Source organism: Streptomyces sp. AP-93, assembly GCF_022808175.1.
Lineage (GTDB): Bacteria > Actinomycetota > Actinomycetes > Streptomycetales > Streptomycetaceae > Streptomyces.
The window spans coordinates 215,211-237,373 of the sequence record NZ_JALGBX010000005.1 but is presented as its reverse complement, the minus strand read 5'-3'; the positions used below and the strand labels follow the sequence as shown (position 1 = coordinate 237,373).

The following is a 22,163-nucleotide window of genomic DNA, read 5'->3' as shown; positions in this document are numbered from 1 at the left end:
GGAGGCGGCCCGGTCCCGTCACACCCCCAGCGGAGCGACCAGGCAGGCCCGCAGGGTGTCCGGGGTGACCTCGGTGAGGGAGGTCGCGAAGGTGCGTACCGGCGTCGGGGGGACGTCCAGCAGGGACGGCACCACCAGGACCCCGCAGCCGGCCGCCTCCGCCGAGGCCGCGCCGTCCGGGGAGTCCTCGACCGCCACGCAACCCCACGGCTCCGCACCGAGGCGCGCCGCGGCGGCCCGGTAGGGGTCCGGGTGCGGCTTCGTCAGGGATGTGTCGTCGGCGGACAGCGTGAAGGCGAAGGGGACATGGGCCAGCGAGCCGCCCACCACCGAGTCCACGACCACCCTCGGCGAAGCGCTGACCAGCGCGAACGGCACGCCTTCCGCCTCCAGGGCGGTCAGCAGCCGCTGCGCGCCCGGCCGCATCGGCGCGCCCTGCTCCACCCGTGCGAAGAAGCTGTCGGTCAGGGCCCGCGCCACTTCCCCGGCGTCCCCCGCACGGGCCACCCGTACGAGGTGCGCGGCGGTGTCCTCCACCGCCCGGCCGACCACCTCGGGCGCGTCGGCGTCGGTCAGTGCGTGGCCCAGGCCGGCGGCGACCTCCGCGGTGGTCTGCCACCACAGGACCTCGGTGTCAACGAGGGTGCCGTCCATGTCGAAGAGGACGGCGGCGAGTCCGGTCATGAGGCTTCCCCTGAGACTGAGGCTGAGGCTGAGGCTGAGGCTGAGGCTGAGGCTGAGGCTGAGGCGGTGGCCGTGGCCGTGGCGGCCGCGGTGGCGACGACGAGGACGGGGCGTTCGGCCAGCCCCACAGCCGCCCGCGCGCCCGGTACCAGGGCTCCGGCCTCGCGCGAGGGCAGGTCGGCCTTGATGCGGATGCCGTCGGGCAGGTCCAGGTGGAGCCGGGTCACCGACCCGAAGAACGAGGCCGATACGACGGTGGCCGCGCCCTCGGCACCGTCCGCGGCCGCCGTCACGGTGATGTTCTCGGGCCGTACGAGCACCTCGACGTCGGGGGTGGAAGGCACCGGGCCGTCCACCGGCAGCCGGGAGCCGGCCACTTCGACCGTGCCGGAGCCGGACAGCCGTCCGGGGAGCCGGTTCATGGTGCCGACGAACTCGGCGACGAAGGGGGTCGCGGGCCGCTCGTAGAGCTCGGCGGGGGCGGCGCACTGCTCCAGACGGCCGGCGTTGAGCACGGCGACCCGGTCGGCCATGGACAGGGCCTCTTCCTGGTCGTGCGTGACGAAAACCGTGGTGATGCCCAGGGAGAGCTGGAGCCGGCGGATCTCCTCGCGCAGGCTGGCCCGTACCTTCGCGTCGAGCGCGGAGAGCGGCTCGTCGAGCAGCAGGACGCGGGGGCGCAGGGCGAGGGCGCGGGCGAGTGCGACGCGCTGCTGCTGGCCGCCGGACATCTGGTGCGGGTAGCGGTCGCCGTGGTCGGGCAGGCCGACCAGGTCGAGCAGCTCGGCGGCGCGCTCGCGGCGCGCGGCCGCGCCGACCTTGCGGACGCGCAGGCCGAAGGCCACGTTGTCGCGGGCGTTGAGGTTCGGGAAGAGGCTGTACGACTGGAACACCATGCCGGCGTCCCGGCGGTTGGCCGGGATCCGCGTGATGTCCTGTCCGTCGAGGAGCACTTCGCCGGAGTCGGGCTGTTCGAAGCCGGCGACGACGCGCAGCGCGGTGGTCTTTCCGCAGCCCGACGGGCCGAGCAGGGCGACGAGTTCGCCGGGCTCGATGGTGAGGTCGAGTCCGTCGAGGGCGACGGTGGAGCCGAACGCCCGGCGCAGGCCGCGGAATTCGACGCGCGCTCCGCCGGTGGCCGCTTCGCCATCCGCGGACTTCCTGGCCTCGGGAAGGGTGAGGGACATGCGGGTCAGGACTCCTTGCCGGAGGTACGGGAGGTGCGAGGGGTACGGGAGGTGCGGGAGTTGCGCGAGGGTCCTGCAGACACGGTAGCGGGGGCGGTGCCGGCCCGGGAGAGGAGGAGCAGCAGCAACCAGGTGATGAGGAGGCTGAGGACGGAGACGGCCACCGACATGCGGGCGTGCGCTCCGGAGATCGACACGATCCACACGGCGAAGGGCTGGAAGCCGAGCAGTGAGGCGATCGTGAACTCGCCGAGGACCAGGGCCAGCGTGAGGAATCCGGCTCCGGCGAGGGCGGCCCGCAGGTTCGGCAGGATCACGCGCAGGACCACGTACGGCCAGCTCGCGCCACAGCTGCGGGCGGCCTCGACCAGGGTCGGGACGTCGACGGCGCGCAGGCCCGCGTCGAGGGAGCGGTAGACGAAGGGCAGTGCGAGCACGGTGTATGCGAGGACCAGGACGACGGGGAAGTCCGGGTTCTGGACCGCGAGGAAGGTCTGGTAGAGCGGGGTCGTGGAGAGGTGTTCGGGACCCCAGCGCAGCACCGTGGTGATACCGGTGACCAGCGCGATCGGCGGCACCACCAGCGGCATCATGCACATCACCTCCACGACCGGGCGCAGGCGCGGCGAGCCGATGCGTACGGCGACCAGCGCGGGCACGGCGAGGAGCAGCGAGGCGGCGATGGTCGCGGCGGCGAGGCCCAGCGAGAGCAGCAGGCTCTCGGTGAACCCTTCGGCGGAGAGCAGCTGGGTGTACGCCTCGAAGCTGATGCCCTGGCCGGGGACGTGCACGGTGAACACGAAGGAGGCGAGGAGCGGGAGGACGAAGTACGCGCCCGCGAGGCCGAGCACCGCTCCGCGCCACACCCGGGGCCGGGAGCGGGGGCGCGCCCGGCGCGGCGTACGGGCCGGGGGTTCGGGCCGGTCCCGCTCACCGTCCGCGGCGACGGCGACGGCGACGGCGACGGCCGGACCGGCAGCCGCGGCGGGCGTGGCGTGCGCGGCGGCGCTGGCCGCCGAGGCGGCCTCGTCGTTCGGGGCGGGCGTCGGGGTCATCGCAGCCATCGGGCGCTCCGTCGCTGGAGGGGCAGGTAGACCGCCATGACCAGGCCGGCGATCACGATCATGTCGAGGCCGAGGGCCAGGGCCACGTTCTCCTGGCCGGTCAGCACGTTCCCGGACAGGGCGTCCGCGATCTTGAGCGTGACCAGCGGGACGGAGCCGCCGACGAGGGCGGCGGCCGTGGCGTGCGCGGCGAAGGCCGTGCCGAAGAGCAGCACGAACCCGCCGAGCAGGGAGGGTGCCAGGACGGGCAGGCCGACGTGGCGCCAGAACTGCCATCCGCTCGCCCCGTTGTTCTGGGCGGCCTCGCGCCACTGCGGGCGCAGTCCGTCGAGCGCGGGGACGGTCACCAGCACCATGAGCGGGGTCAGGAAGTAGAGGTAGACCACGGTGAGGCCGGTGAAGGAGTAGAGGTTCCAGCCGAGGCCGGTCAGGTCGGCGAGCTGGGTGACGACCCCGGAGATCCCGACGGTGGCGATGAACGCGAAGGCGAGGGGAACGCCGCCGAAGTTGGCGAGGACGCCGGAGGCGGTCAGCGTCGCCCCGCGCAGGGCGCGGGAGGGGGAGGTGACGACGGCCTGCGCGATGAGGACGCCGAGCACCCCGGCCACGAGTGCGGTGAGGGCGGAGAGCTGGACGCTGCCGATGAGCGAGCCGAGGTAGGGCCCCTGGAGGGAGCGGGCCAGGTGCTCGCCGGTCGCTTCGGTGGCGCCGCTCACCGGGTCCGTACGGGTGACCGCACCGAAGGCGATGGCGCCCAGCGGGACGCCGAAGCACAGTGCGGTGAAGGCGAGGAGCGGGAGGGCGGCGAGCCAGGTGCGCGGGCCGCGCCGCCGGCGGCGGGTGGTGCTGCCGCCGGCGGTCCCCGTCGAGTGGGGGAGGGTGGTGGAGGCGGACATCAGCTGAGGGCCTTGTCCCACTTCTCGGCGAGGGTGGCCTTGGCCTTGTCCAGCTCGGTGGAGGCCGGGAAGGCCGGGGTGCCCTGGACCTGCGGCAGCTTGGTGACGGCTTCCTTGTCGACGGTGCCGGCCTGGGTCATGGCGGGCAGCAGCACGGGGCGGGCATAGCCCTTGAGCCACAGGTTCTGGCCCTCGGTGCTGTACAGGAACTCCATCCACAGGCGGGAGGCCGCCGGGTGCGGGGCGTCCTTGTTGATGGCCTGCGAGTAGAACTGGGCGTAGACGCCGTCGGTGGGGATGGCCACCTTCCAGTCGACGCCCTTGCCCTTGAACTGCTCGGCGTAGCCGGCGTTCAGGTAGTCCCAGTCGATCGAGATGGGGGTCTCACCCTTCTCGACGGTGGCCGGGGTGGACTCGACGGGGATGAAGTTCCCGCTCTTCTTCAGCCGGCCGAAGAAGTCGATGCCGGGCTGGATGTCCGCGAAGGACCCCTTGTTGGCCAGGGCCGCCGCGTAGACGCCGCCGAAGGCGGAGCCGGACTTGGTCGGGTTGCCGTTGAGGGCGACCTTGCCCTTGTACTCGGGCTTGGCCAGGTCGGCGAAGGACTGCGGGCAGTTCGGGATGCGGGCGGCGTCGCAGCCGATGGAGACGTAGCCGCCGTAGTCGTTGTACCAGCGGGCGTCCGCGTCCTTCTGGGCGGCGGGGATCTGGTCCCAGGCGGTGACCTTGTACGGGGCGAAGAGGTTCTCGGCGGCGCCGCTGCGGGCGAAGGCGATGCCGAGGTCCAGGACGTCGGGGGCGCGGGTCTGGCCCTTGCGGGACTTGACGGCTGCGATCTCGTCGGCGCTGGAGGCGTCCGGGTTCTCGGCGTTGATCTTGACCTTGGGATACTTGGCCGCGAACGCCTTCTGGATCTCGCCGTAGTTCGCCCAGTCGGCGGGCAGCGCGATGACGTTGAGCTCGCCCTCCTTCTCGGCGGCCGCGACGAGGCCCTCCAGGCCGCCGAAGTCGGCGACCGAGGTGGCGGCGCCGGGCTGGGTCTTGTTCTTGCCGTCGCCACCGGCGGAGCCGGCGGTCTTGTCGGGTGCGGCGCCGCACGCGCTGAGCGTGGTGAGCACGGCGGCACTGAGCAGGACGGCCGCACCGCGACGGGCGGAGGAACTGAGCACGGTCTCTCCCGGAGACGAAAACGCATGAAGAACGCGTGGAGGGGTTTCACTTGTCTGAACAAGTTGGCTCCAGTTCGCCCTGGGCCTCTGTACGGACGGTGAACGGCGTCTGTCCCGTGGAGCACGTCTCGACGAAGAGCGGAGACTGGCCGGATACAGACGTGACGGACGACCCTCAAGATGATCTTCGGGCTCGGCACGGCCTAGGGTTGAGGGCGGCGCGACAGGCGCCGGGCGGCGGGGCCTGTACGCACATCCACACGAGGGGGAACAGGACAGCATGGCTACGGTGCGGTATCTGGAGATCGCCGAGGCGCTGCGCCGGTCGATCCTCTCCGGCCAGTACCCGGTGGGCGCCCAACTGCCCTCGGAGAGCGATCTGGCGGCACACTGGTCGGCCTCCCGCGGGACCGTCCGCCAGGCCGTGGCGACGCTCGCCGCCGAGGGGCTGATCGGTTCCCGGCAGGGGGCCCGCAGGATCGTCCTGCGCCACGAGCGCAAGCACAGCTTCGGCGAACTCAACAGCTTCGCCCAGTGGGCCGAGGGGGTCGGCCACCAGGCCGCGAGCCGCTTCCTGTCGCGCACCCGCCGGCCGGCCACCGCCGAGGAGGCCGACCGGCTGGCTCTGCCGGCCGGCACGGAGATCCTGGCCGTCCTGCGGCTGCGACTGCTCGACGGGGAGCCGACGATGGTCGAACGGACGGCCTACGCCGACTGGGTCGCGGCAGCGGTCGAGGCGATGCCCGAGGACTGCCGCTCGGTGATGGACGGGCTGGCCGACGACTCCGGGATCGTGGCCCACTACGGCGAGCACCTCATCGACGCGCTTCCCGCCGGCAGCGAGGACGCCCGGCTGCTGGAGATCCGCCGCGGCAGCCCTCTTTTGCGCCAGCGGCACGTCTCCGCGACCCGGACGGGCCGCCCCATCGAGTGGTCAGACGACCGCTACCGGGCGGGAAGCGTGACCTTCAGTGTGAACAACTCGGCAGTAGCAACGCCCTTGGAGCGCCGGGCCGGGGACCGCTAGCCTGCTCCGCCTGGTGGGTTCTTGTACCCCCCTCCGCTCCTGGGCTCCGGGACCCAGGAGCCCCCGGACCGGCGGCGCGGCGCAGTGGCGCGCAGTGGCGCAGTGGCGCGCGCGGCCCGGGGGCTTGGTTCAGCGGGCGGGGGCCTGTCAGCGGGCGAGTACGCCGAACTCGTTGCCGACCTTGACCTGGGGGTCGGTCGGCGGGTTGACGACGCGGGTGGGCGCGGTCCCGGCGACCTTGCCGTCCTTCGTGCCGACGGACCAGACCTGCGGGACGGTCGCCGCGACCGCGAAGGTGAGCTCGGGCTGCTTGTCGTTGTTCAGGTCGGTGACCTTGAGCAGCGAGGGGATGCGGAACGTGCCGGCGGGGGCGGGCAGGCCCGGCGCGTTGTGCGCGTACCAGGCGGCCCCGGTGCCGGTGACGCCCTTGGACGTGCCCTTGAGCACGTAGAGGCCGCCACCGGTGACGTCGCAGCCCCAGCCGCAGGCGGCCTTCCGCTCACCCGGGGCACCGACGATCAGCTCGGCGTAGCCGTCCAGGTTGAGGTCGGCCGCGGCCAGTGACTGGCCGAAGCGGTCACCCGTGCCCACGCCGCCCGGGATGCCGGAGGTGTCCTCGGTGAACGTCTGGTAGCCGCGGGATTCGTTCACACCCGTGGAGGAACCGAAGCTGACCCGGACCAGACCCGCCGCGCGGATGGTGTCGATCTGGGTCTCGGAGTCGCCCACGGCGATGTCGCCGTAGCCGTCCTTGTCGAAGTCCCCGATGGCGACGCTGCCTCCGCCGCGGATGGTGACCGGGGTGAGGCGCAGTCCGGACGTCCCGCCGAAGAGCACGCGGCCCCGGATCGGAGCGGCGGGGTCCTGCCTCTCGCCGAGGACGACGAGGTCGTCGATGGCGCCCTTGTTGATCCGGCCCACCGCGATCCGGTTCTGCGCCTCTCCCGGATGGAAGACGGGGTACTGGCGGCCGAGGTCCAGCCGGTGGGTCGAAACGGGCGACCCGTCCGCCGTGAAGGGGCCCCGGAACAGTTCGAGCGTGGTGGAGTAGCCGACGAGGAGGTCGGTCTTCCCGTCACCGGTGAAGTCACCAGCCTTCAAGGCGACGCCGAATCCGATCCTCTTGAGCGGGTCGGCCAGTGAGATGGCGTCCTTCAGCCCCGTGGCACTGCCCCAGATCAGGGTGACGTGGCCGGGCCTCGTGCCCCGGTCGTAGTTGTCCCGGGTGCCCACGACAAGGTCCGCGTAACCGTCGGCGTTGAAGTCGCCGGTGGTGAGGACCTCACCGAAGCGCTGGTCCTTCTTCGGGTCGCCCGGCATTCCGGGGCTGTTCTGGGTGATGACCTTCAGGCCGGTCTTCTGGGCCCCGTACTTGCCGCCGTAGGAGACGGTCACGTAGCCCGCGTTGGCCACCTCGGTGGTGACCCCGTCGGTGCCCGTGACATTCACGGCGGAGTTCGGGGCACCGATCGCCAGGTCGTGATAGCCGTCGCCGTTGAAGTCGTCGGCGTACCGGGTGGGCGCGGGCCCGGCGGTGGCCGCCTCGGCCTCGGTGCCGGTGGAGACCAGCAGGCCTCCGGTCAGTGTGGTGATCGTCGCGACGAGCGCAATGGCGTGACGGGTGTGGCGTCGCACGTCCGTTTCCCCCTGGAGATTCGATCGAACATTCGCCTCTAAGACCCCTGCCGGAGCGGGATGGTTGTACGGATGTCCGCGCCGCGGCGCATCAACGGATTCACCCGGAACCGGTCCGTTCCGGTGATCATCGCGAGATCCCCGCAGGGGTCTCCACGGCGGCCTCCGCGGCGGTCTCCGCGATGGCCTCCGGGAGCCAGTCCGTGAGCTGCCCGAAGCGGAAGCCGAGCGCGGCGGCCCGGCCGTTGTCCATCGCGTAGGCCCGGTCGAAGGAGAACGGCGAGGCCTCGCAGCCGGCCGCGACGGTCCGCAGGCGCAGCGCCCGACCGACCCGCTCGGCGACGGCCCCGGACAGCCCGAGCACGTCGAGCTCCCCGTGCGAGGCGGCGTTCACCGGCCCGGTGAAGTCCCGCTGCCCGGCCCAGTGCAGGAAGCGGGCGATCTCGTGGTGGTGGATGAAGGAGGTCGGGTACGGGGCCTCGTGCACGGCCACCGGGATCCCGGCGCCGATCCGCTCCACGTAGTGCGCGAGGCGGCCGGTGAACTCCGCCCGGCCGCCGCCGAGTACGTGCGCCGTGCGCACGGCCACGTGGCCGAAGGCGGGCTCCGCCCCCAGGACGGCCTCGGCCCGCCGCTTGCCCTCGGCGTAGGCGCGCGCCTCGGGGGTGGGCGGTGCGGGGTCGTGGACCTCCATCGTCGAGGTCATCACGTACCGCCCGGTGCGGCCTGCGAAGACGCGGCGGGCGATCTCCGCCTGCCGGGGCGTGTAGCAGACCTGGTCGAAGACCACGTCGAAGGTGCGCTCCCCCAGCGCCGCGCGAAGCCCCGCTTCGTCCTCCCGGTCGGCGATCAGGTGGCCGATGCCGCGGGGCGGGGCGGCGGATCCCCGGTTGAGGACGGTCACCTCGTTCCCGGCGTCCCGCTCCAGGGTGACCAGGTGCTTTCCGAAATAGCGGCTTCCGCCGATGACGAGAATCTGCTGCATGTCCGGGACTCTGCCGCTGTACCGTCCCCAGCGGAACTACCGAAGTGCTGAACGCGTCGTAAGGGAAACTGATGATCGATGTGCAGCGGCTGCGCATCCTGCGCGCCGTGGCCGAGCACGGCAGCTTCAACAAGGCGGCCGGGGCGCTGCTCCTGACGCCCTCGGCCGTCTCCCAGCACATCGCGGCCCTGGAGCGCGGCCTCGGTCATCCCGTCGCCGTGCGCAGTACGCGCGGGATCACGCTCACCGAGCCGGGCAGGCTGCTGGTGGAGGCGGCGGAGGCCGTGTCGGCGGAGCTCGACCGGGTGCGCCACGAGATCGACCGGGTCACCGCCGAGCGGCCGCGGCTGACCGTCGCCACCTTCGTGAGCGGGGGCCGGCGGCTGTTGCCGGGCGCGCTCGCCCGGTTCGTCGCGGCGCATCCGGAGGTGGAGCTGACGGTCCTGGAGGCCGAGCCGGAGGAGGCCATGCCCATGGTCCGCTCGGGCGCCGCCGATCTCGCGCTGACCTACCACTTCGACGGGCCGTTGCCGCTGCCACCGGCGGCCGCGCTCGACTGGCTGCCGCTGATGGAGGACCCGCTTGCGCTGGTCCTGCCCCCGGGACACCGGTTCGCGGGGCGCGAGTCGATCGCTCCGGCCGAACTCGCCTCCGACCGCTGGGTGCTGGGCTGCCTCAAGACCGGGGCGTACCTCCGCCGGTACGCGGAACGGGCCGGTTTCGACCTCCGGGTGGCGGCCTCCACCACGGACTACTTCTTCGCCCGCTCCCTCGTCGAGGCGGGCGTCGGCGTCGCGCTGATCCCCCGGGTCGCACTGGCGTCGGCGGACGGTCCCGGGGCCGGAACCGGGGCTGGAATCGGGGCTGGCGATGGGGGTGGGGATCCCGACGGCGTGACGGTCGTACCGGTCGAACCCCCGTGCCCCGCACGGCACATCGGCGTGCTGTCGCCACGTCGGCGCCGCCCGCACCCCCACGCCACGGCCCTGGCCGAGTCCCTGGCCGGGTCGGTCCGCCCGTGATCCCGCTGCTGTGCGGCCTCGCCGCCCATCCGACCCTGCCCGCCGATCTCCTCGATCGGCTGACCGGCCTCGCGGGCCGCGTCCCCGATCCGTACGAGTAACTCGCCTGCGCCGCGATCCGGCTCGCGCCCGCCGCCCGGACCCGTAGCGGAGTCCGGGCGGGATCCGCATTCGACGCGGGTCAGGGTGCGGCGGGCAGCGGTCCCTCCAGGAGGGTGGGCTGCTCGCCCTTCCTGACGGCGACGGGGATGCCGCCCGTGGCCTTCTCCAGCTGTGCCTTGAATGCAGCGGAGTTGGCGCCCGCCTCGTTGGTGGTGACGTTCACGACCGCTCCGTGGGCGGCGCCGACGCTGTAGATCGGGAACTCGGCCTTCAGGTCGATGAGCTTGTCGCCGGCGGCCTGGAGGGTCCGGTGCGCGTACTTGCTCAGGTACAAGTCGGCCCGGGCCGGGTCCGCCTCCGGGTCCGCCGCGTGTGCGGCCTCCACCAGGAGCCGGCCGCGGGCGAGGTCGGTGACGCACAGGGCGACCCGGCCGGCCGGATGGTCGGTGATCTGGGTGGAGTAGATGTCGGCGAAGGCGCCGTCGCCCTGCGCACCGATCGCCTGCGAGAGCCGCTCGCCCTCGGGGGTGTTGGCCGGGGATCCGTCGATCAGCGTCGGCGCCGGCCGCGGTGCGGTGGAGCCGGTCTCCGGGCACGTCCGGGCCATCTTGGACGGGACGGGCTGCACGGGCTGGGCTGCCTGCCCGCCGGGATCGACCGGGTCGGCCACGACTGCATTCCCGCAGCCGGTGAGCAGTACCGCCGCGGCGCCCACGCTCACGGCGACGCCCACGGCCGACTTCGCCCTCGCCTTCGCCTTCGCCACCCGCAGGCGTATCTCGGTGGTTCGACGCACCATGTGTCCCCCTCGTTCTCCGGTGCCGGATCGGCACGGCTCTGACGTACCTCCGGCTCAGCCGGTTCCCCCGATTCTGCCTGGCGCCGGGCACACACAGTGCGGCGGTCCGGTGTGTGCCCGGCCGCCATGGCCAGGGCGGGCCGGCGGTTCCTAGGGTCGGTCGGGCCGGCCCGGCCGCGTTCCGGCCCGTTCGGGTGGCCGGCGGCCACGGGCCGGACGGAGGAGGGTGTGCGATGGGGCTGGACAAAGAAGTCGCGAGCGCGGCCGGGGCGGTGGCGGACATCCCCGCCGGGGCCTCGCTCGCGGTGGGCGGCTTCGGCTTGTGCGGGGTGCCGGGCGTGCTGATCGGCGCGCTGCTGGAGCGCGCCGAGGTACGCGGCCTGGACGTGGTGTCGAACAACTGCGGGGTGGACGACTGGGGGCTGGGGCTGCTGCTGCGCGAGGGCAGGATCGCCCGGATGACCAGCTCGTACGTGGGAGAGAACAAGGAGTTCGCCCGGCAGTACCTGAGCGGCGAACTCGAGGTGGAACTGGTCCCGCAGGGCACCCTCGCCGAGCGGCTGCGGGCCGGCGGCGCGGGCATCCCGGCGTTCTACACCCCGGCCGGGGCCGGGACGCAGGTCGCGGAGGGCGGCCTGCCGTGGCGCTACCGCGCCGACGGGGGCGTCGCCGTGGCCTCGCCGCCCAAGGAGCTGCGCAGCTGGGGCGGCCGGGAGTACCTCCTGGAGGAGGGCATCACCACCGATTTCGCCTTGGTGCGGGCGGCGGCCGGGGACCGGCACGGCAATCTCGTCTTCCATGCCTCGGCCCGCAATTTCAATCCCCTCGCCGCCATGGCGGGGCGCGTCACCATCGCGGAGGTGGAGGAGCTGGTCGAGCCGGGCGAGCTGGATCCGGACGCCGTCCACCTGCCGGGCGTCTTCGTCCAGCGGGTGGTCCGCGTCCGTCCCGGCGATCCGGCGGCGGAGCGGCGCGTCGAGCGCCGCACGGTGCGGACGGCCCTCCTCCCCGACCAGCAAGGCGGCGTGTGACATGGCTTTGACGCGCGAGCAGATGGCGGCCCGCGCCGCCCGTGAGCTGACGGACGGTACGTACGTGAACCTGGGGATCGGGTTGCCGACCTTGATCCCCCCTCACCTTCCGGCGGGGGTCGAGGTGGTGTTCCAGTCGGAGAACGGCATCCTCGGCGTGGGCCCGTACCCGGTGGCCGAGGGGGTGGACCCGGACCTGATCAACGCGGGCAAGGAGACGGTCACGGTCCTGCCGGGGGCTTCCTTCTTCGACTCCGCGCTGTCCTTCGGCATGATCCGCGGCGGGCACGTCGACGTGGCCGTGCTGGGCGCCATGCAGGTGTCGGCCTCGGGCGACCTGGCCAACTGGATGATCCCCGGGAAGATGGTCAAGGGGATGGGCGGCGCGATGGATCTGGTGCACGGCGCGCGCAGGATGATCGTGCTCATGGAGCACACCGCCAAGGACGGCACGCCGAAGCTCGTGGAGCGGTGCACGCTGCCGCTGACCGGGCGGGGCGTCGTCCACCGGGTGATCACCGACCTCGCGGTCCTCGACGTCACCCCGGAGGGATTCCTGCTCCGCGAACTGGCTCCCGGGGTCTCGCTGGACGAGGTCCGCACGGCCACGGAAGCGGAGCTCGCGGTGGACTGCACGAGCGGGATCCCGGCCGGCTGAACCTGTCCTGATCCGGTGGCTCAATAGCAGCGGGCGGGAGCTCCCACAACCCTCACGGGCCGGTCAAGCGGGGGTCCGACTGTGGGGCTCCACGCCATGCCGCGGCGGGGTGAGCCGCTCCTACGGTGGCGGGCACCGCGGGCCCGGGACGACGGGCCCGCACCCTGCCCGCCACCTCAGGGAGTCTCAATGTCCTTGCGCAGCAGATCGACCGACACCGACACCCCGGCCACAGGCCGTCGCCGACCGCCCGGGCGGACGTACGGGCTGACGCGCCGGGCCCTCGTACGCCTGCTCGCCCTGGTGCTGCTGGCCGTGGGCGGGGTGGTGGCCGGGCCCGCCTCGCCCGCCGTCGCGGCCGTCGCGCTCCAGCGGGTCACCGGGTTCGGGGCCAATCCGGGGCAGCTCACCATGTACGTCTACCGGCCGGCCTCACTCCCGGCCCACCCGCCCGTGGTGATCGCCCTGCACGGCTGCACACAGAACGCCCAGACCTACGCGGACAACTCCGGACTGCCCGAACTCGCCGACCGCGACGGGTTCCTGGTTGTCTTCGCGGAGACGACCTCCGCGAACAACCTCAACAAGTGCTTCAACTGGTTCCAGGCCGCGGACAACCGGCGCGGCCAGGGCGAAGCCGCGTCCGTCCAGCAGATGGCCGCCCACGCCGTCTCCGCCTACTCCGCCGACCCCGCCCGCACGTTCGTCACCGGCCTGTCGGCCGGCGGCGCCATGACCTCGGTGATGCTCGCGGCCTACCCGGACGTGTTCGCGGCCGGGGCGGTGATCGCCGGGCTGCCCTACGACTGCGCCAAGGGCGCAAGTCCCTACACGTGCATGAACCCCGGGGTGGACAAGTCCCCGGCCGCCTGGGCCCAGTTGGTCCGCGACGCCTACCCGGCGTGGACCGGCCCCTGGCCCCGCGTCTCGATCTGGCAGGGCGACGCGGACACCACCGTCGTCCCGCGCAACGCCGACGAGCTGCGCGACCAGTGGACGGCTGTGCACGGGCTCCCGCAGACTCCCGCCCGCACCTCCGTCATCGGGCCGGACGCGACCCGCCAGGAGGAGTACCCGGCCGCCGACGGCACGGTGGCCGTCGAGGTGGACCGGGTCCCGGGCATCGGGCACGGCACCCCGGTCGATCCGGGCTCCGGTCCTGCGCAGTGCGGGCACACCGGGGCGGCGTACTTCCTCGCCTCGATCTGCTCCGCCCACTGGATCTCGAAGTTCTTCGGCCTGGACGGCTCAGCGACCGACCCCGACCCCGGCACCCTGCCCGCGCCCTCCGGCCTGGCCGCCTCCGCCGTCGGCGACACCACGGTCACCCTCATCTGGGACCCGGTGCCGGGCGCCGCCGACTACGCCGTCTACCGCGACGGGGTCCACGTCGCCACCCCGTCCGGCCCCCCTCACACCGACGGCGGCCTCGCCCCCGGCACGGGTCACAGCTGGACGGTGGCGGCCCGCGACGCCGCGGGAACGGCCGGGGCCCGCTCCGCACCGGTCACGGCGACCACGACCGGCGCGCCCGTGGCGTGCTGGAAGGCGAACAACTACCAGCAGGTGCAAGCGGGCCGGGCCACGACGGACGGGAGCTACGCGTACGCCAAGGGCTCGGGGCAGAATCTGGGCCTCTACAACCTCTTCGTCACGCACACGCTGAAGGAGGCGCCCGCCGGCTACTTCGTCATCGCCGACGCCGGCTGCCCCTGAACCGCCCGGCCGCCCACCGGCCCGGCCGCCCGCCATGGCGCCCGCCTCCATCCCCGGGGCCGCGAACATGGCGGGCGCAGCCGTGTCCGCGCCCGACCGGCGCGCCGTAGCCTCCGGCCCAGTCCCCCGATCCCCATCCCCCGGACCCCCATCCCCCATCCCGTAGTCAACTGCCCCGTCCCCGTGCGCCCTCTGGAGGCTCTCCCGTGCCACCGGCCATCCGTTCCGTCACCGCCACCGCCACCGCGGCCGTCGCCCTCCTGGCCTCGGCCCTGCTGGCGCTCCCCGCTCCCCCGGCCGCCGCCGGCGGGGCCGACGCGCACTGCGCCCGCCTCGCCCGCCTCCACGTGCCGGGAGCGGAACTCCAACAGGCCGATTGTCTGGCTGAGTTGACGACAGCCGGCACGGTGGCCTCCGGGCACACCGATCCGGCCGACTGGGCCGGCCTCACCCCCAAGGACCTGTCCGTCCCCACCGGCGTGCCGGGCATCCAGATCGACGGCTACTTCCCCGACACCGCCGCCCCGGCCGCCGTCCCCAACACGAACCACGGCTGGAACCACGACGCGCAGTTCGTGATCCGGCTGCCCGACCGCTGGAACGGCGGACTCGTCGTCGCCGGTTCCCCGGGCGTGCGCGAGCAGTACGCCAACGACCGGGCCATCGGCGACTGGGTGCTCTCGCGCGGCTACGCCTTCGCCGCCACCGACAAGGGGAACACCGGGGTCGCCTTCCACCGCGACGGGCGGGCCCCCGGCGATGCCGTCGCCGAGTGGAACACCCGGGTCACTGAACTGACCCGGGCCGCCCGCGCGGTCGTCGCGCAGCGCTACCACCGGCCCCCGGACCGCACCCTCGCCACGGGCATGTCCAACGGGGGTTACCTGGTGCGCTGGCAGCTGGAGAACCATCCGGAGCTCTACGACGGCGGGGTGGACTGGGAGGGCACCCTGTGGCGGGCCGACGGCCCGAGTCTCCTCACCTTCCTGCCCCCGGCGCTGGCCGCCTACCCCGTCTACGCGGCCGGCGGGCCACGGGCCGGGCAGGCGCACGAGGCGATGCTCGCCGCCGGTTTCCCGGCCGGCTCGGAGTTCCTGTGGCCCTTCCACCACAGCTACTACTGGGACCTCACCCAGCGGATCTACCGCGAGGAGTTCGATCCGGGCTTCGACGGTCCGGTCGAGGCCGGGACCCCCTTCTGCGCGCCCGGCACCCCGGCCTGTGACGCCGACTACGCCTACGCCGACCGGCCCGCGGAGGTCCGCCGCGCCGTCCGGCGGATCGCGCTGACCGGCCGGATCGGCAAGCCGCTGATCACCCTGCACGGCACCCTCGACGTCCTGCTCCCCATCTCCCAGGACTCCGACGTCTACGCCGGGATGGTCCGCCGGGCCGGACGCGGGAGCCTGCTGCGCTACTACCGCATCGAGGGTGGCACCCACGTGGACTCGCTCGTCGACGCCTTCCCCGACCGGCTGCGCCCCCTCACCCCCTGCCACCGCGCCGCCTTCACCGCACTGGAGGACTGGATCGGCCGCGGGGTGCGGCCACCGCTCGGCCACACCGTCCCCCGGGATCCGTCGGCCACCCCCGCGGCCCTGCTGACCAGCTGCCCGCTCGACGCCTGAGGGAGCCCGCGCCCCACCCCGTACGCCGCCGCCCGCATGGTGACCGTCTCCATACGGGCGGCGCCGAGTGTGGGGTGCGGCACCGTGGGCGCCGCCCGCGGCCCTCCCTACGCTTCCAGCCATGACGAGCGAACTTCCTTCTCCCACCGGTCTGCGGGGGCGCGTCGCCCTGGTGACGGGCGGCGCCAGCGGCATCGGCCGGGCGTGCGCGGTGGCCCTGGCCGAGGCCGGGGCCACCGTGCACGTGGCCGACATCGACGCGGCGGCGGCCAAGGCCGTCGCCGACCTCGTCGGCGGGCACGCCCACACCGCCGATCTGGCCGACCCCGGCGCCATCGGGGGGCTGCCCGCCGCCGTCGACATCCTGGTCAACAGCGCCGGGCTCCAGCACGTCGCCCCGATCACCGAGTTCCCGCCCGAGCGCTTCGCCCTGATCCAGCAGGTGATGGTCACCGCGCCCTTCCTCCTGCTGCGGCACGTGCTGCCGCACATGTACGCCGCCCGCTGGGGCCGGGTGGTCAACATCTCCAGCGTGCACGGGCTGCGCGCCAGCGCGTACAAATCGGCCTACGTGACGGCGAAGCACGGGCTGGAGGGCCTGAGCAAGGTGACCGCGATCGAGGGGGCCCCGTACGGGGTGACCAGCAACTGCATCAGCCCCGGCTACGTCCGCACCCCCCTGGTCGAGGGGCAGATCCTGGACCAGGCCGCCGCCCACGGCATCCCCGCCGGGGACGTGCTCTCCGAGGTGCTGCTGACCCGGTCGCCGATCAAGCGGCTCATCGAGCCCGAGGAGGTCGCGGCGGCCGCCCTGTGGCTGTGCGGTCCGCACACCGGCTACGTGACGGGCTCCTCGCTCCCCCTGGACGGCGGCTGGGGCGCCAACTGACCCCGTCCGGGTGACAGCCCGTGCGCCGCGCCGGGGGAGCACCGGCGGGTCCCGTACGGTCCCGCACGTGACCGATGCGAACCAGCCCCAGAGCCCGAAGTTCCCGACGGATCCGGCCGCCCCGGATCCCCTGAACGTCACCACCGGATCCGACGCGCTACGGGTCCTCGTCCTCGCGGGGTCCTCCCGCGAGGGCTCCGTGAACGCCCGGCTGGCCGCGCTCGTCGCCGGTCAGGTCGAGCGGTCGGGCGCCGTCGCGGACCTCGCCCGCATCGGGGACTTCGTGATGCCCACCTACGACGGCGACGCCGAGCAGGCCGACGGCCAGCCCGCGGGGTCGGCCGCCCTGCGCGAGCGGCTGCTGGCCGCGCAGGCCCTGGTGATCGCCTCGCCCGAGTACAACGCCTCCGTGCCCGGCGTCCTGAAGAACGCCGTCGACTGGGTGTCCCGGTTCCGGCCGCAGCCCTTCAAGGACAAGCAGACGCTGCTGGTGTCCGCGTCCCCGTCGATGATCGGCGGGAACCGCGGGCTCTGGGCTCTGCGGGTCCCGCTCGAACACCTCGGGGCCCGGGTGTACCCCGACATGTTCAGCCTCGCCATGGCGCACTCGGCCTTCGGCGAGGACGGCGAGCTGACCGATCCGGGCCTGCGCGAGCGGCTGGCCGACACGGTCGATTCCTTCCTCGCGCTCGCCGAGGCGGACACCCGCTACCTGTGCCTCCAGCGCCGCTGGTACGAGTTCCTCGGTGACGAGAGCACCGCTCCCGTCACCCAGCGCGCGGAGGGCTGACCGCCTGCCCAGGGGGTGCCTGAAGGAGCGATCCGCGCGCGGGTTAGCATATGAGCGCCGCCTAGCTCGAAAGATAATTCTGTGACTGTCAATGACGACTCGTTCACCAACTGGAAGAACCGCGAGAAGATCGCGGAGTCGATGATCCCGATCATCGGCAAGCTGCACCGGGAGCGGGACGTCACGATCCTCCTGCACAGCCGCTCCTTGGTGAACAAGTCCGTGGTGAGCATTCTCAAGACCCACCGTTTCGCGCGCCAGATCGACGGTGAGGAGCTCTCGGTCACCGAGACCCTCCCCTTCCTCCAGGCGCTCACCACCCTCGACCTCGGTCCCTCGCAGATCGACCTCGGCATGCTCGCCGCGGCGTACGCGGCGGACGACCGCGGTCTGTCGGTGGAGGAGTTCACCGCCGGCGCCGTTTCCGGCGCCACGGGTGCCGACAAGATCGAGCGCGGCGAGGGCCGCGACGTGGTCCTCTACGGCTTCGGCCGCATCGGCCGCCTCGTCGCCCGGCTGCTCATCGAGAAGACCGGTTCCGGCAACGGCCTGCGCCTGCGTGCCATCGTCGTCCGCGGCGGCGGTGAGGCGGACCTCGTCAAGCGCGCCTCGCTGCTGCGCCGCGACTCGATCCACGGCCAGTTCCAGGGCACGATCACCGTGGACGAGGCGACCAGCACGATCATCGCCAACGGCAACGAGATCAAGGTGATCTACGCCAACGACCCGTCCGAGGTCGACTACACGGCGTACGGCATCAAGGACGCCATCCTGATCGACAACACCGGAAAGTGGCGCGACCGCGAGGGCCTGTCCAAGCACCTGCGCCCCGGTATCGACAAGGTCGTCCTGACGGCTCCGGGCAAGGGCGACGTCCCGAACATCGTGCACGGGGTCAACCACGACACGATCAAGCCGGACGAGCAGATCCTGTCCTGCGCCTCCTGCACCACCAACGCGATCGTCCCGCCGCTGAAGGCGATGGCGGACGAGTACGGCGTTCTGCGCGGCCACGTGGAGACCGTCCACTCGTTCACCAACGACCAGAACCTGCTGGACAACTACCACAGCGCCGACCGCCGCGGCCGCTCCGCGCCGCTCAACATGGTCATGACGGAGACGGGCGCCGCTTCGGCCGTCGCCAAGGCGCTGCCCGACCTCAAGGCCCCGATCAGCGGCAGCTCGATCCGCGTCCCCGTCCCGGACGTCTCGATCGCGATCCTCAGCCTGCGCCTCGGCCGCGAGACCACCCGCGAAGAGGTGCTCGACTACCTCCGCGACGTGTCGCTGACCTCTCCGCTGAAGCGCCAGATCGACTTCACCACGGCGCCCGACGCGGTCTCCAGCGACTTCATCGGCTCGCGTCACGCCTCGATCGTCGACGCGGGCGCGACCAAGGTCGACGGGGACAACGCGATCCTCTACCTCTGGTACGACAACGAGTTCGGCTACTCCTGCCAGGTCGTCCGGGTCGTCCAGTACGTCTCCGGGGTCGAGTACCCGACCTACCCGGCGCCGGCGGTCTGATCCCCCAGGACCCCGTCCCCGCAGGACCGGATGTACCGGACGCCCCCCGAGTGACCCCAGGTCACTCGGGGGGCGTCCGTGCGTCCCGGGCCGGGGCCGCGGCGGCGCGGGCCGCGGCGGCGCGGGCCGCGGCGAGCTGGGTGCGCGAGCGGACGCCGAGCTTGCGGTAGACGCGGCTCAGCATGCCCTCGACGGTCTTGACCGAGATGAACATGTGCTGGGCGGCCTCCTGGTTGGTGGCGCCCTGGCAGATGAGGTCCGCCAGGCGCGACTCGGACTCGGTCAGCCTGCTCGCGCCCGGGGCCGGTCCAGTGGCCGAGCCGGTGGCCTGACCGGTGGCCGGAGCCGATCCGCCCGCCCGGTCGAGCAGCTCCCGGGTGAGCTCCTGCCAGGGGCGGGCGCCGGTGTCGTCGAAGACGGCACGGGCCGCCTCCCACGCCGCGCGGGCGGCCGCCTGGCGCCTGCGGGCCCTTTCGACCCGGCCCAGGGCGAGGAGCGTACGGGCCTGCTCCAGGGGCAGCCCCAGCCGTTCGAAGGCGTACGCCGTGCGGTGGAGCAGGCCGCTCGCCTCCTCCGCGGCGCCGCCGCGGGCCAGCAGGATCCCGTGTGCGCGGTCCAGCGCCGCGCCCGGTCCCGAACCGGCCCCGGCCGGGCCCGGGGCGGGCCGTGCGCGCTCCAGCAGTTCGCGGGCCAGGTCGAGGCGGCCCGCGCAGGTGAAGGCCTCCACGGCGTCCGGCTGCCAGCGGAACATGCCGGGGTCGGCGCGAGGGACGTGCCGCTCGGCCTCGGCGACGGCCGTGAGCGAGGCCACGGCGCCGGCCACGTCACCGGTGTGCAGCTGGACCGCGCCCATGACCCAGAGGTTGCGCGACACGTACAGCCCGTCGCTCTCCTCCTGTGAGGCGCGGGCCCCGCAGGACGCGGTGCGCAGGGCGGCCGTGAAGGATCCGGCGGCGCTCTGCGTGAGCGCCGCGGTGTACCAGGCGGGGCCCATGGACAGCCCCGCCCCGGTGGACAGCCGTACGGCCTGATCGGCCCAGGCGAGCGCCGGGGCGCACGCGCCGAGGCGCGTGTCGACCTCGGCGAGGCTGCGCCAGATGTCGACCAGGTCCTCGGCGTCGCCCTCGTGCTCGGCGAGCGCGAGCAGGTCCACGAGCCGCTCGCGCGCCTCGGCCAGCCGGTCGTCGAAGACGGCGTGCCGGGCGGCGAGGTACTGGGCGCTGTTGCGGATGCCGGAGTGCTGGGCCGGGACCCCCAGGCCGAGGGCCTCGGCGAGGGTGTTCGGCGCGTCGGCGGTGCCGAGGACGCGTTCCATGCGGGCGCGCATGGTCAGGGCGGCCGCCTGCAGGGGGCGGTGGCCGTCGGCGGCGGCGAGTTCGGCGGCCCGGCCGGCCGCGCGCAGGGCCCGCTCGGGGGCCGAGTGCGCGACGTTGGCGGCGATGGCCGCGCGGAGCTCGACGGCGGCGAGGAGGCCGGGGTGGCCCGCCGCCAGTTCCCGGCAGCGCGCGAGCAGCGGCTCCAGATCGGAGAGGGCCTGGCCGTGGGCGTCGACGACCGCGAGCAGGGCGGTGACCTGGTCGGTGGGCTCGGCCCTGCTGGCGGTCAGGGCGTCGGCCGCCTGCCGGGCGATGTCGACGGAGCCGGCGCAGGCCGCCTCCTGGGCGGCGTACGAGAGCCTGCGGATGCGCATCGCGGACCGGGCCGGCGGGGTGATCTCGGCGGCGAGGAGGAACAGCTCGGCGGCCAGGGCCCGTTCGCCCGCCTCGCGGGCGGTGGCCGCGGCGGTCTCGGTGTCCTCGGCCAGTCCCTGATCGGGCAGGTCGGCGGCCAGGGCCCGGTGGCGCACCTCGTGCACGGGGTCTCCGACGGCCCGCGCGAGCGTCAGGTGGGCGGCCGCCCGCAGGGGCCTGGCCCCGGAGCGGGCGGCGGCCCGGGCCAGGGCCGCCGCCGTGAAGTGGACGGCGCTCGCCGGGTCCACGCTCAGCACCCCGGCGGCCCGGGCCTGGGCCAGGTGTTCCTCGGCGTCCGCGCGGCCCGCCCTCAGGAGCAGCGGCAGCGAGGGCCGGCTCGTCAGGGCGGCGAGCATCAGGGTGTGCCGGGCGCCTTCGCCGAGCGTGGCCCGCAGCCAGGCCCCGGCCGCGTCGACCGTCTGCCCGGCCATGACGGGCCGGTGCCGCTGGGACGCGGGCAGCCGCGCAAGTGCCGTACAGGACACGGAGGTCAGCAGGGGGTGGCCGCCGCAGTGGCTCTGCAGGGGGCCCGCCCAGCGGGTGGGCAGGCCGTGCGCGTCGAGCAGGGCGGCCGTCTCCTCGGCGTCGAGCGGGTCCACGTCGACCTGGACGGGATGCCCGCCGAGCAGCCGGGCGGCGGCCTGCGCCCGGCCGTGGACGCGTTCGGTGACGATCGCGGTGAGCCCGGGTGCGGCGAGGGTGCGCAGGGCGTATCCGAGGACGTCGGCGCTGGCCGGGTCGAGCCATTGGGCCCCGTCCACGGCCAGGATCCAGCGGCCCGGGGCGAGCAGCGCGGTCACCGCGAGGCGGGCGGGCAACTGCTCGCAGGCGGCGAGCGGTTCGTCGGCGCCGCGGTGCAGGATCCGGTCGACCACCTCGTTCTGCCTGCCGGAGAGCACCGCGAGCTGGGCAGCGCCGCAGTGGGACAGCATCTGGGCGAGCGCGCCGAAGACGTGGCCCTGGTCCTCTTCCACCGTCGTGACGCGCAGCACCGTCCGTGCGGAGCCGGGGCCGGGGCCGGGGCCGGTGGGCAGAGTGCGCAGCACGTCCTCCAGGACGGTGGTCTTGCCCGCGCCCCAGGGGCCGGCGAGCGCCACCCGCCCGTCGCGCTCCAGCACCCCGGCCACGTGGGCGGCCGCGCCGGAGACCGCGCGCCGGGCCCCTGCGGCCGTCGCGGGTAGCTCCAAGTCAGTGTCTGGCGTCACGAGGAGGCACCGTAGGCGGCCTCGGTTCCCGTGACAACGCCGGGCGCCGCCGGGCCCGGGGATCAAGGGTTTCCCCTGATGCCAAGGGGCGCCGCTCCCGGCGATGGTGGTGCGACGGCGGGCCGTCCGCGCTCCGGGTGCGGGGTGGCAGACCCGGGGCACCACGGCCCTCCACGGGAGGGGCGGGGGCGTGGTCCGGACGGCTCGCCGTACCGCGCACCGGGCGGGCCCGGGGCGTCCGGCCCGGCTCGCCATACGCGCGCCGGGCCGGGCCGCCGCCCGCGCCGCGCGCGTGGACAGCGCGAGCGCCGCGCGCGTGGACAGCGTGAGCGCCGCGGGCGGCAGCCTGTCGACCCAGGGGGACAACGCGGGCCGTGGCGATGCCGGTTGGGGCGGGTGGCCCATGTGGTCCCCGCGGT

18 protein-coding genes are annotated in these 22,163 nt (G+C 73.7%); 9 read left to right on the top strand and 9 right to left on the bottom strand.

Annotation, left to right across the window (positions count from 1 at the left end):
- Window positions 1-18: 18 nt before the first annotated feature.
- The 5 genes from MTF69_RS10845 to MTF69_RS10825 form a co-directional block, all read right to left on the bottom strand.
- The gene (locus MTF69_RS10845) at window positions 19-684 is read right to left on the bottom strand and encodes an HAD family phosphatase (RefSeq protein WP_243333010.1); all 666 of its coding nucleotides are present in this window, start codon (window positions 682-684) and stop codon (window positions 19-21) included.
- Entirely contained in the window at window positions 681-1,871 is a 1,191-nt protein-coding gene (locus MTF69_RS10840) for an ABC transporter ATP-binding protein (protein ID WP_243333008.1), read from the bottom strand. Before MTF69_RS10840 ends, MTF69_RS10845 begins: the two co-directional genes overlap by 4 nt.
- Window positions 1,872-1,876: 5 nt before the next feature.
- Window positions 1,877-2,722: an ABC transporter permease gene (locus tag MTF69_RS10835; protein WP_374322766.1), complete on the bottom strand. Its 846-nt coding sequence runs from the start codon at window positions 2,720-2,722 to the stop codon at window positions 1,877-1,879.
- 200 nt (window positions 2,723-2,922) lie between these two features.
- Window positions 2,923-3,831 (bottom strand): ABC transporter permease subunit, encoded by a 909-nt coding sequence (locus MTF69_RS10830; protein WP_243333004.1) that lies wholly within the window; start codon window positions 3,829-3,831, stop codon window positions 2,923-2,925.
- Window positions 3,831-5,000: an ABC transporter substrate-binding protein gene (locus MTF69_RS10825; RefSeq protein ID WP_374322694.1), complete on the bottom strand. Its 1,170-nt coding sequence runs from the start codon at window positions 4,998-5,000 to the stop codon at window positions 3,831-3,833. Before MTF69_RS10825 ends, MTF69_RS10830 begins: the two co-directional genes overlap by 1 nt.
- A gap of 280 nt (window positions 5,001-5,280) precedes the next feature.
- Here MTF69_RS10825 and MTF69_RS10820 point away from each other — a divergent pair, with 280 nt between their 5' ends.
- Entirely contained in the window at window positions 5,281-6,027 is a 747-nt protein-coding gene (locus MTF69_RS10820; protein WP_243333002.1) for a GntR family transcriptional regulator, read from the top strand.
- A 147-nt stretch (window positions 6,028-6,174) separates the two neighbouring features.
- Here the strand turns inward: MTF69_RS10820 and MTF69_RS10815 are convergent, their stop codons facing one another.
- Window positions 6,175-7,662: an FG-GAP-like repeat-containing protein gene (locus tag MTF69_RS10815; RefSeq protein ID WP_243333000.1), complete on the bottom strand. Its 1,488-nt coding sequence runs from the start codon at window positions 7,660-7,662 to the stop codon at window positions 6,175-6,177.
- A gap of 127 nt (window positions 7,663-7,789) precedes the next feature.
- On the bottom strand, window positions 7,790-8,647 hold the full coding sequence (locus MTF69_RS10810; protein ID WP_243332999.1) for a reductase: 858 nt from the start codon (window positions 8,645-8,647) through the stop codon (window positions 7,790-7,792).
- Window positions 8,648-8,718: 71 nt separating this feature from the next.
- On the opposite strand from MTF69_RS10810, the gene MTF69_RS10805 reads away from it, so the two are divergent.
- Window positions 8,719-9,669: a LysR family transcriptional regulator gene (locus MTF69_RS10805; RefSeq protein WP_243332997.1), complete on the top strand. Its 951-nt coding sequence runs from the start codon at window positions 8,719-8,721 to the stop codon at window positions 9,667-9,669.
- 181 nt (window positions 9,670-9,850) lie between these two features.
- Here MTF69_RS10805 and MTF69_RS10800 read toward each other — a convergent pair whose 3' ends face one another.
- On the bottom strand, window positions 9,851-10,570 hold the full coding sequence (locus MTF69_RS10800) for a hypothetical protein (RefSeq protein ID WP_243332994.1): 720 nt from the start codon (window positions 10,568-10,570) through the stop codon (window positions 9,851-9,853).
- A gap of 233 nt (window positions 10,571-10,803) precedes the next feature.
- Between MTF69_RS10800 and MTF69_RS10795 the strand changes: the two genes are divergently transcribed.
- The 7 genes from MTF69_RS10795 (at window position 10,804) to MTF69_RS10765 (ending at window position 18,809) form a co-directional block, all read left to right on the top strand.
- A complete protein-coding gene (locus MTF69_RS10795) occupies window positions 10,804-11,601 on the top strand; it encodes a CoA transferase subunit A (protein ID WP_243332992.1) in 798 nt (265 codons plus the stop codon).
- 1 nt (window position 11,602) lies between these two features.
- Complete coding sequence (locus MTF69_RS10790; protein WP_243332990.1) at window positions 11,603-12,259, top strand: CoA transferase subunit B; 657 nt, start codon at window positions 11,603-11,605, stop codon at window positions 12,257-12,259.
- Between the two features lie 267 nt (window positions 12,260-12,526).
- Window positions 12,527-13,975: a PHB depolymerase family esterase gene (locus MTF69_RS10785; RefSeq protein ID WP_374322763.1), complete on the top strand. Its 1,449-nt coding sequence runs from the start codon at window positions 12,527-12,529 to the stop codon at window positions 13,973-13,975.
- Window positions 13,976-14,181: 206 nt separating this feature from the next.
- Complete coding sequence (locus tag MTF69_RS10780) at window positions 14,182-15,603, top strand: 3-hydroxybutyrate oligomer hydrolase family protein (RefSeq protein ID WP_243332986.1); 1,422 nt, start codon at window positions 14,182-14,184, stop codon at window positions 15,601-15,603.
- A gap of 121 nt (window positions 15,604-15,724) precedes the next feature.
- Entirely contained in the window at window positions 15,725-16,492 is a 768-nt protein-coding gene (locus tag MTF69_RS10775) for a 3-hydroxybutyrate dehydrogenase (protein WP_243332984.1), read from the top strand.
- Between the two features lie 130 nt (window positions 16,493-16,622).
- Window positions 16,623-17,282 (top strand): NADPH-dependent FMN reductase, encoded by a 660-nt coding sequence (locus MTF69_RS10770; RefSeq protein WP_243333243.1) that lies wholly within the window; start codon window positions 16,623-16,625, stop codon window positions 17,280-17,282.
- Window positions 17,283-17,363: 81 nt separating this feature from the next.
- Window positions 17,364-18,809, top strand: coding sequence for a glyceraldehyde-3-phosphate dehydrogenase (locus MTF69_RS10765; protein WP_243332982.1), 1,446 nt, complete (start codon window positions 17,364-17,366; stop codon window positions 18,807-18,809).
- A 61-nt stretch (window positions 18,810-18,870) separates the two neighbouring features.
- Here the strand turns inward: MTF69_RS10765 and MTF69_RS43365 are convergent, their stop codons facing one another.
- Window positions 18,871-21,744: a LuxR family transcriptional regulator gene (locus tag MTF69_RS43365; RefSeq protein WP_308401390.1), complete on the bottom strand. Its 2,874-nt coding sequence runs from the start codon at window positions 21,742-21,744 to the stop codon at window positions 18,871-18,873.
- Window positions 21,745-22,163 lie beyond the last annotated feature (419 nt).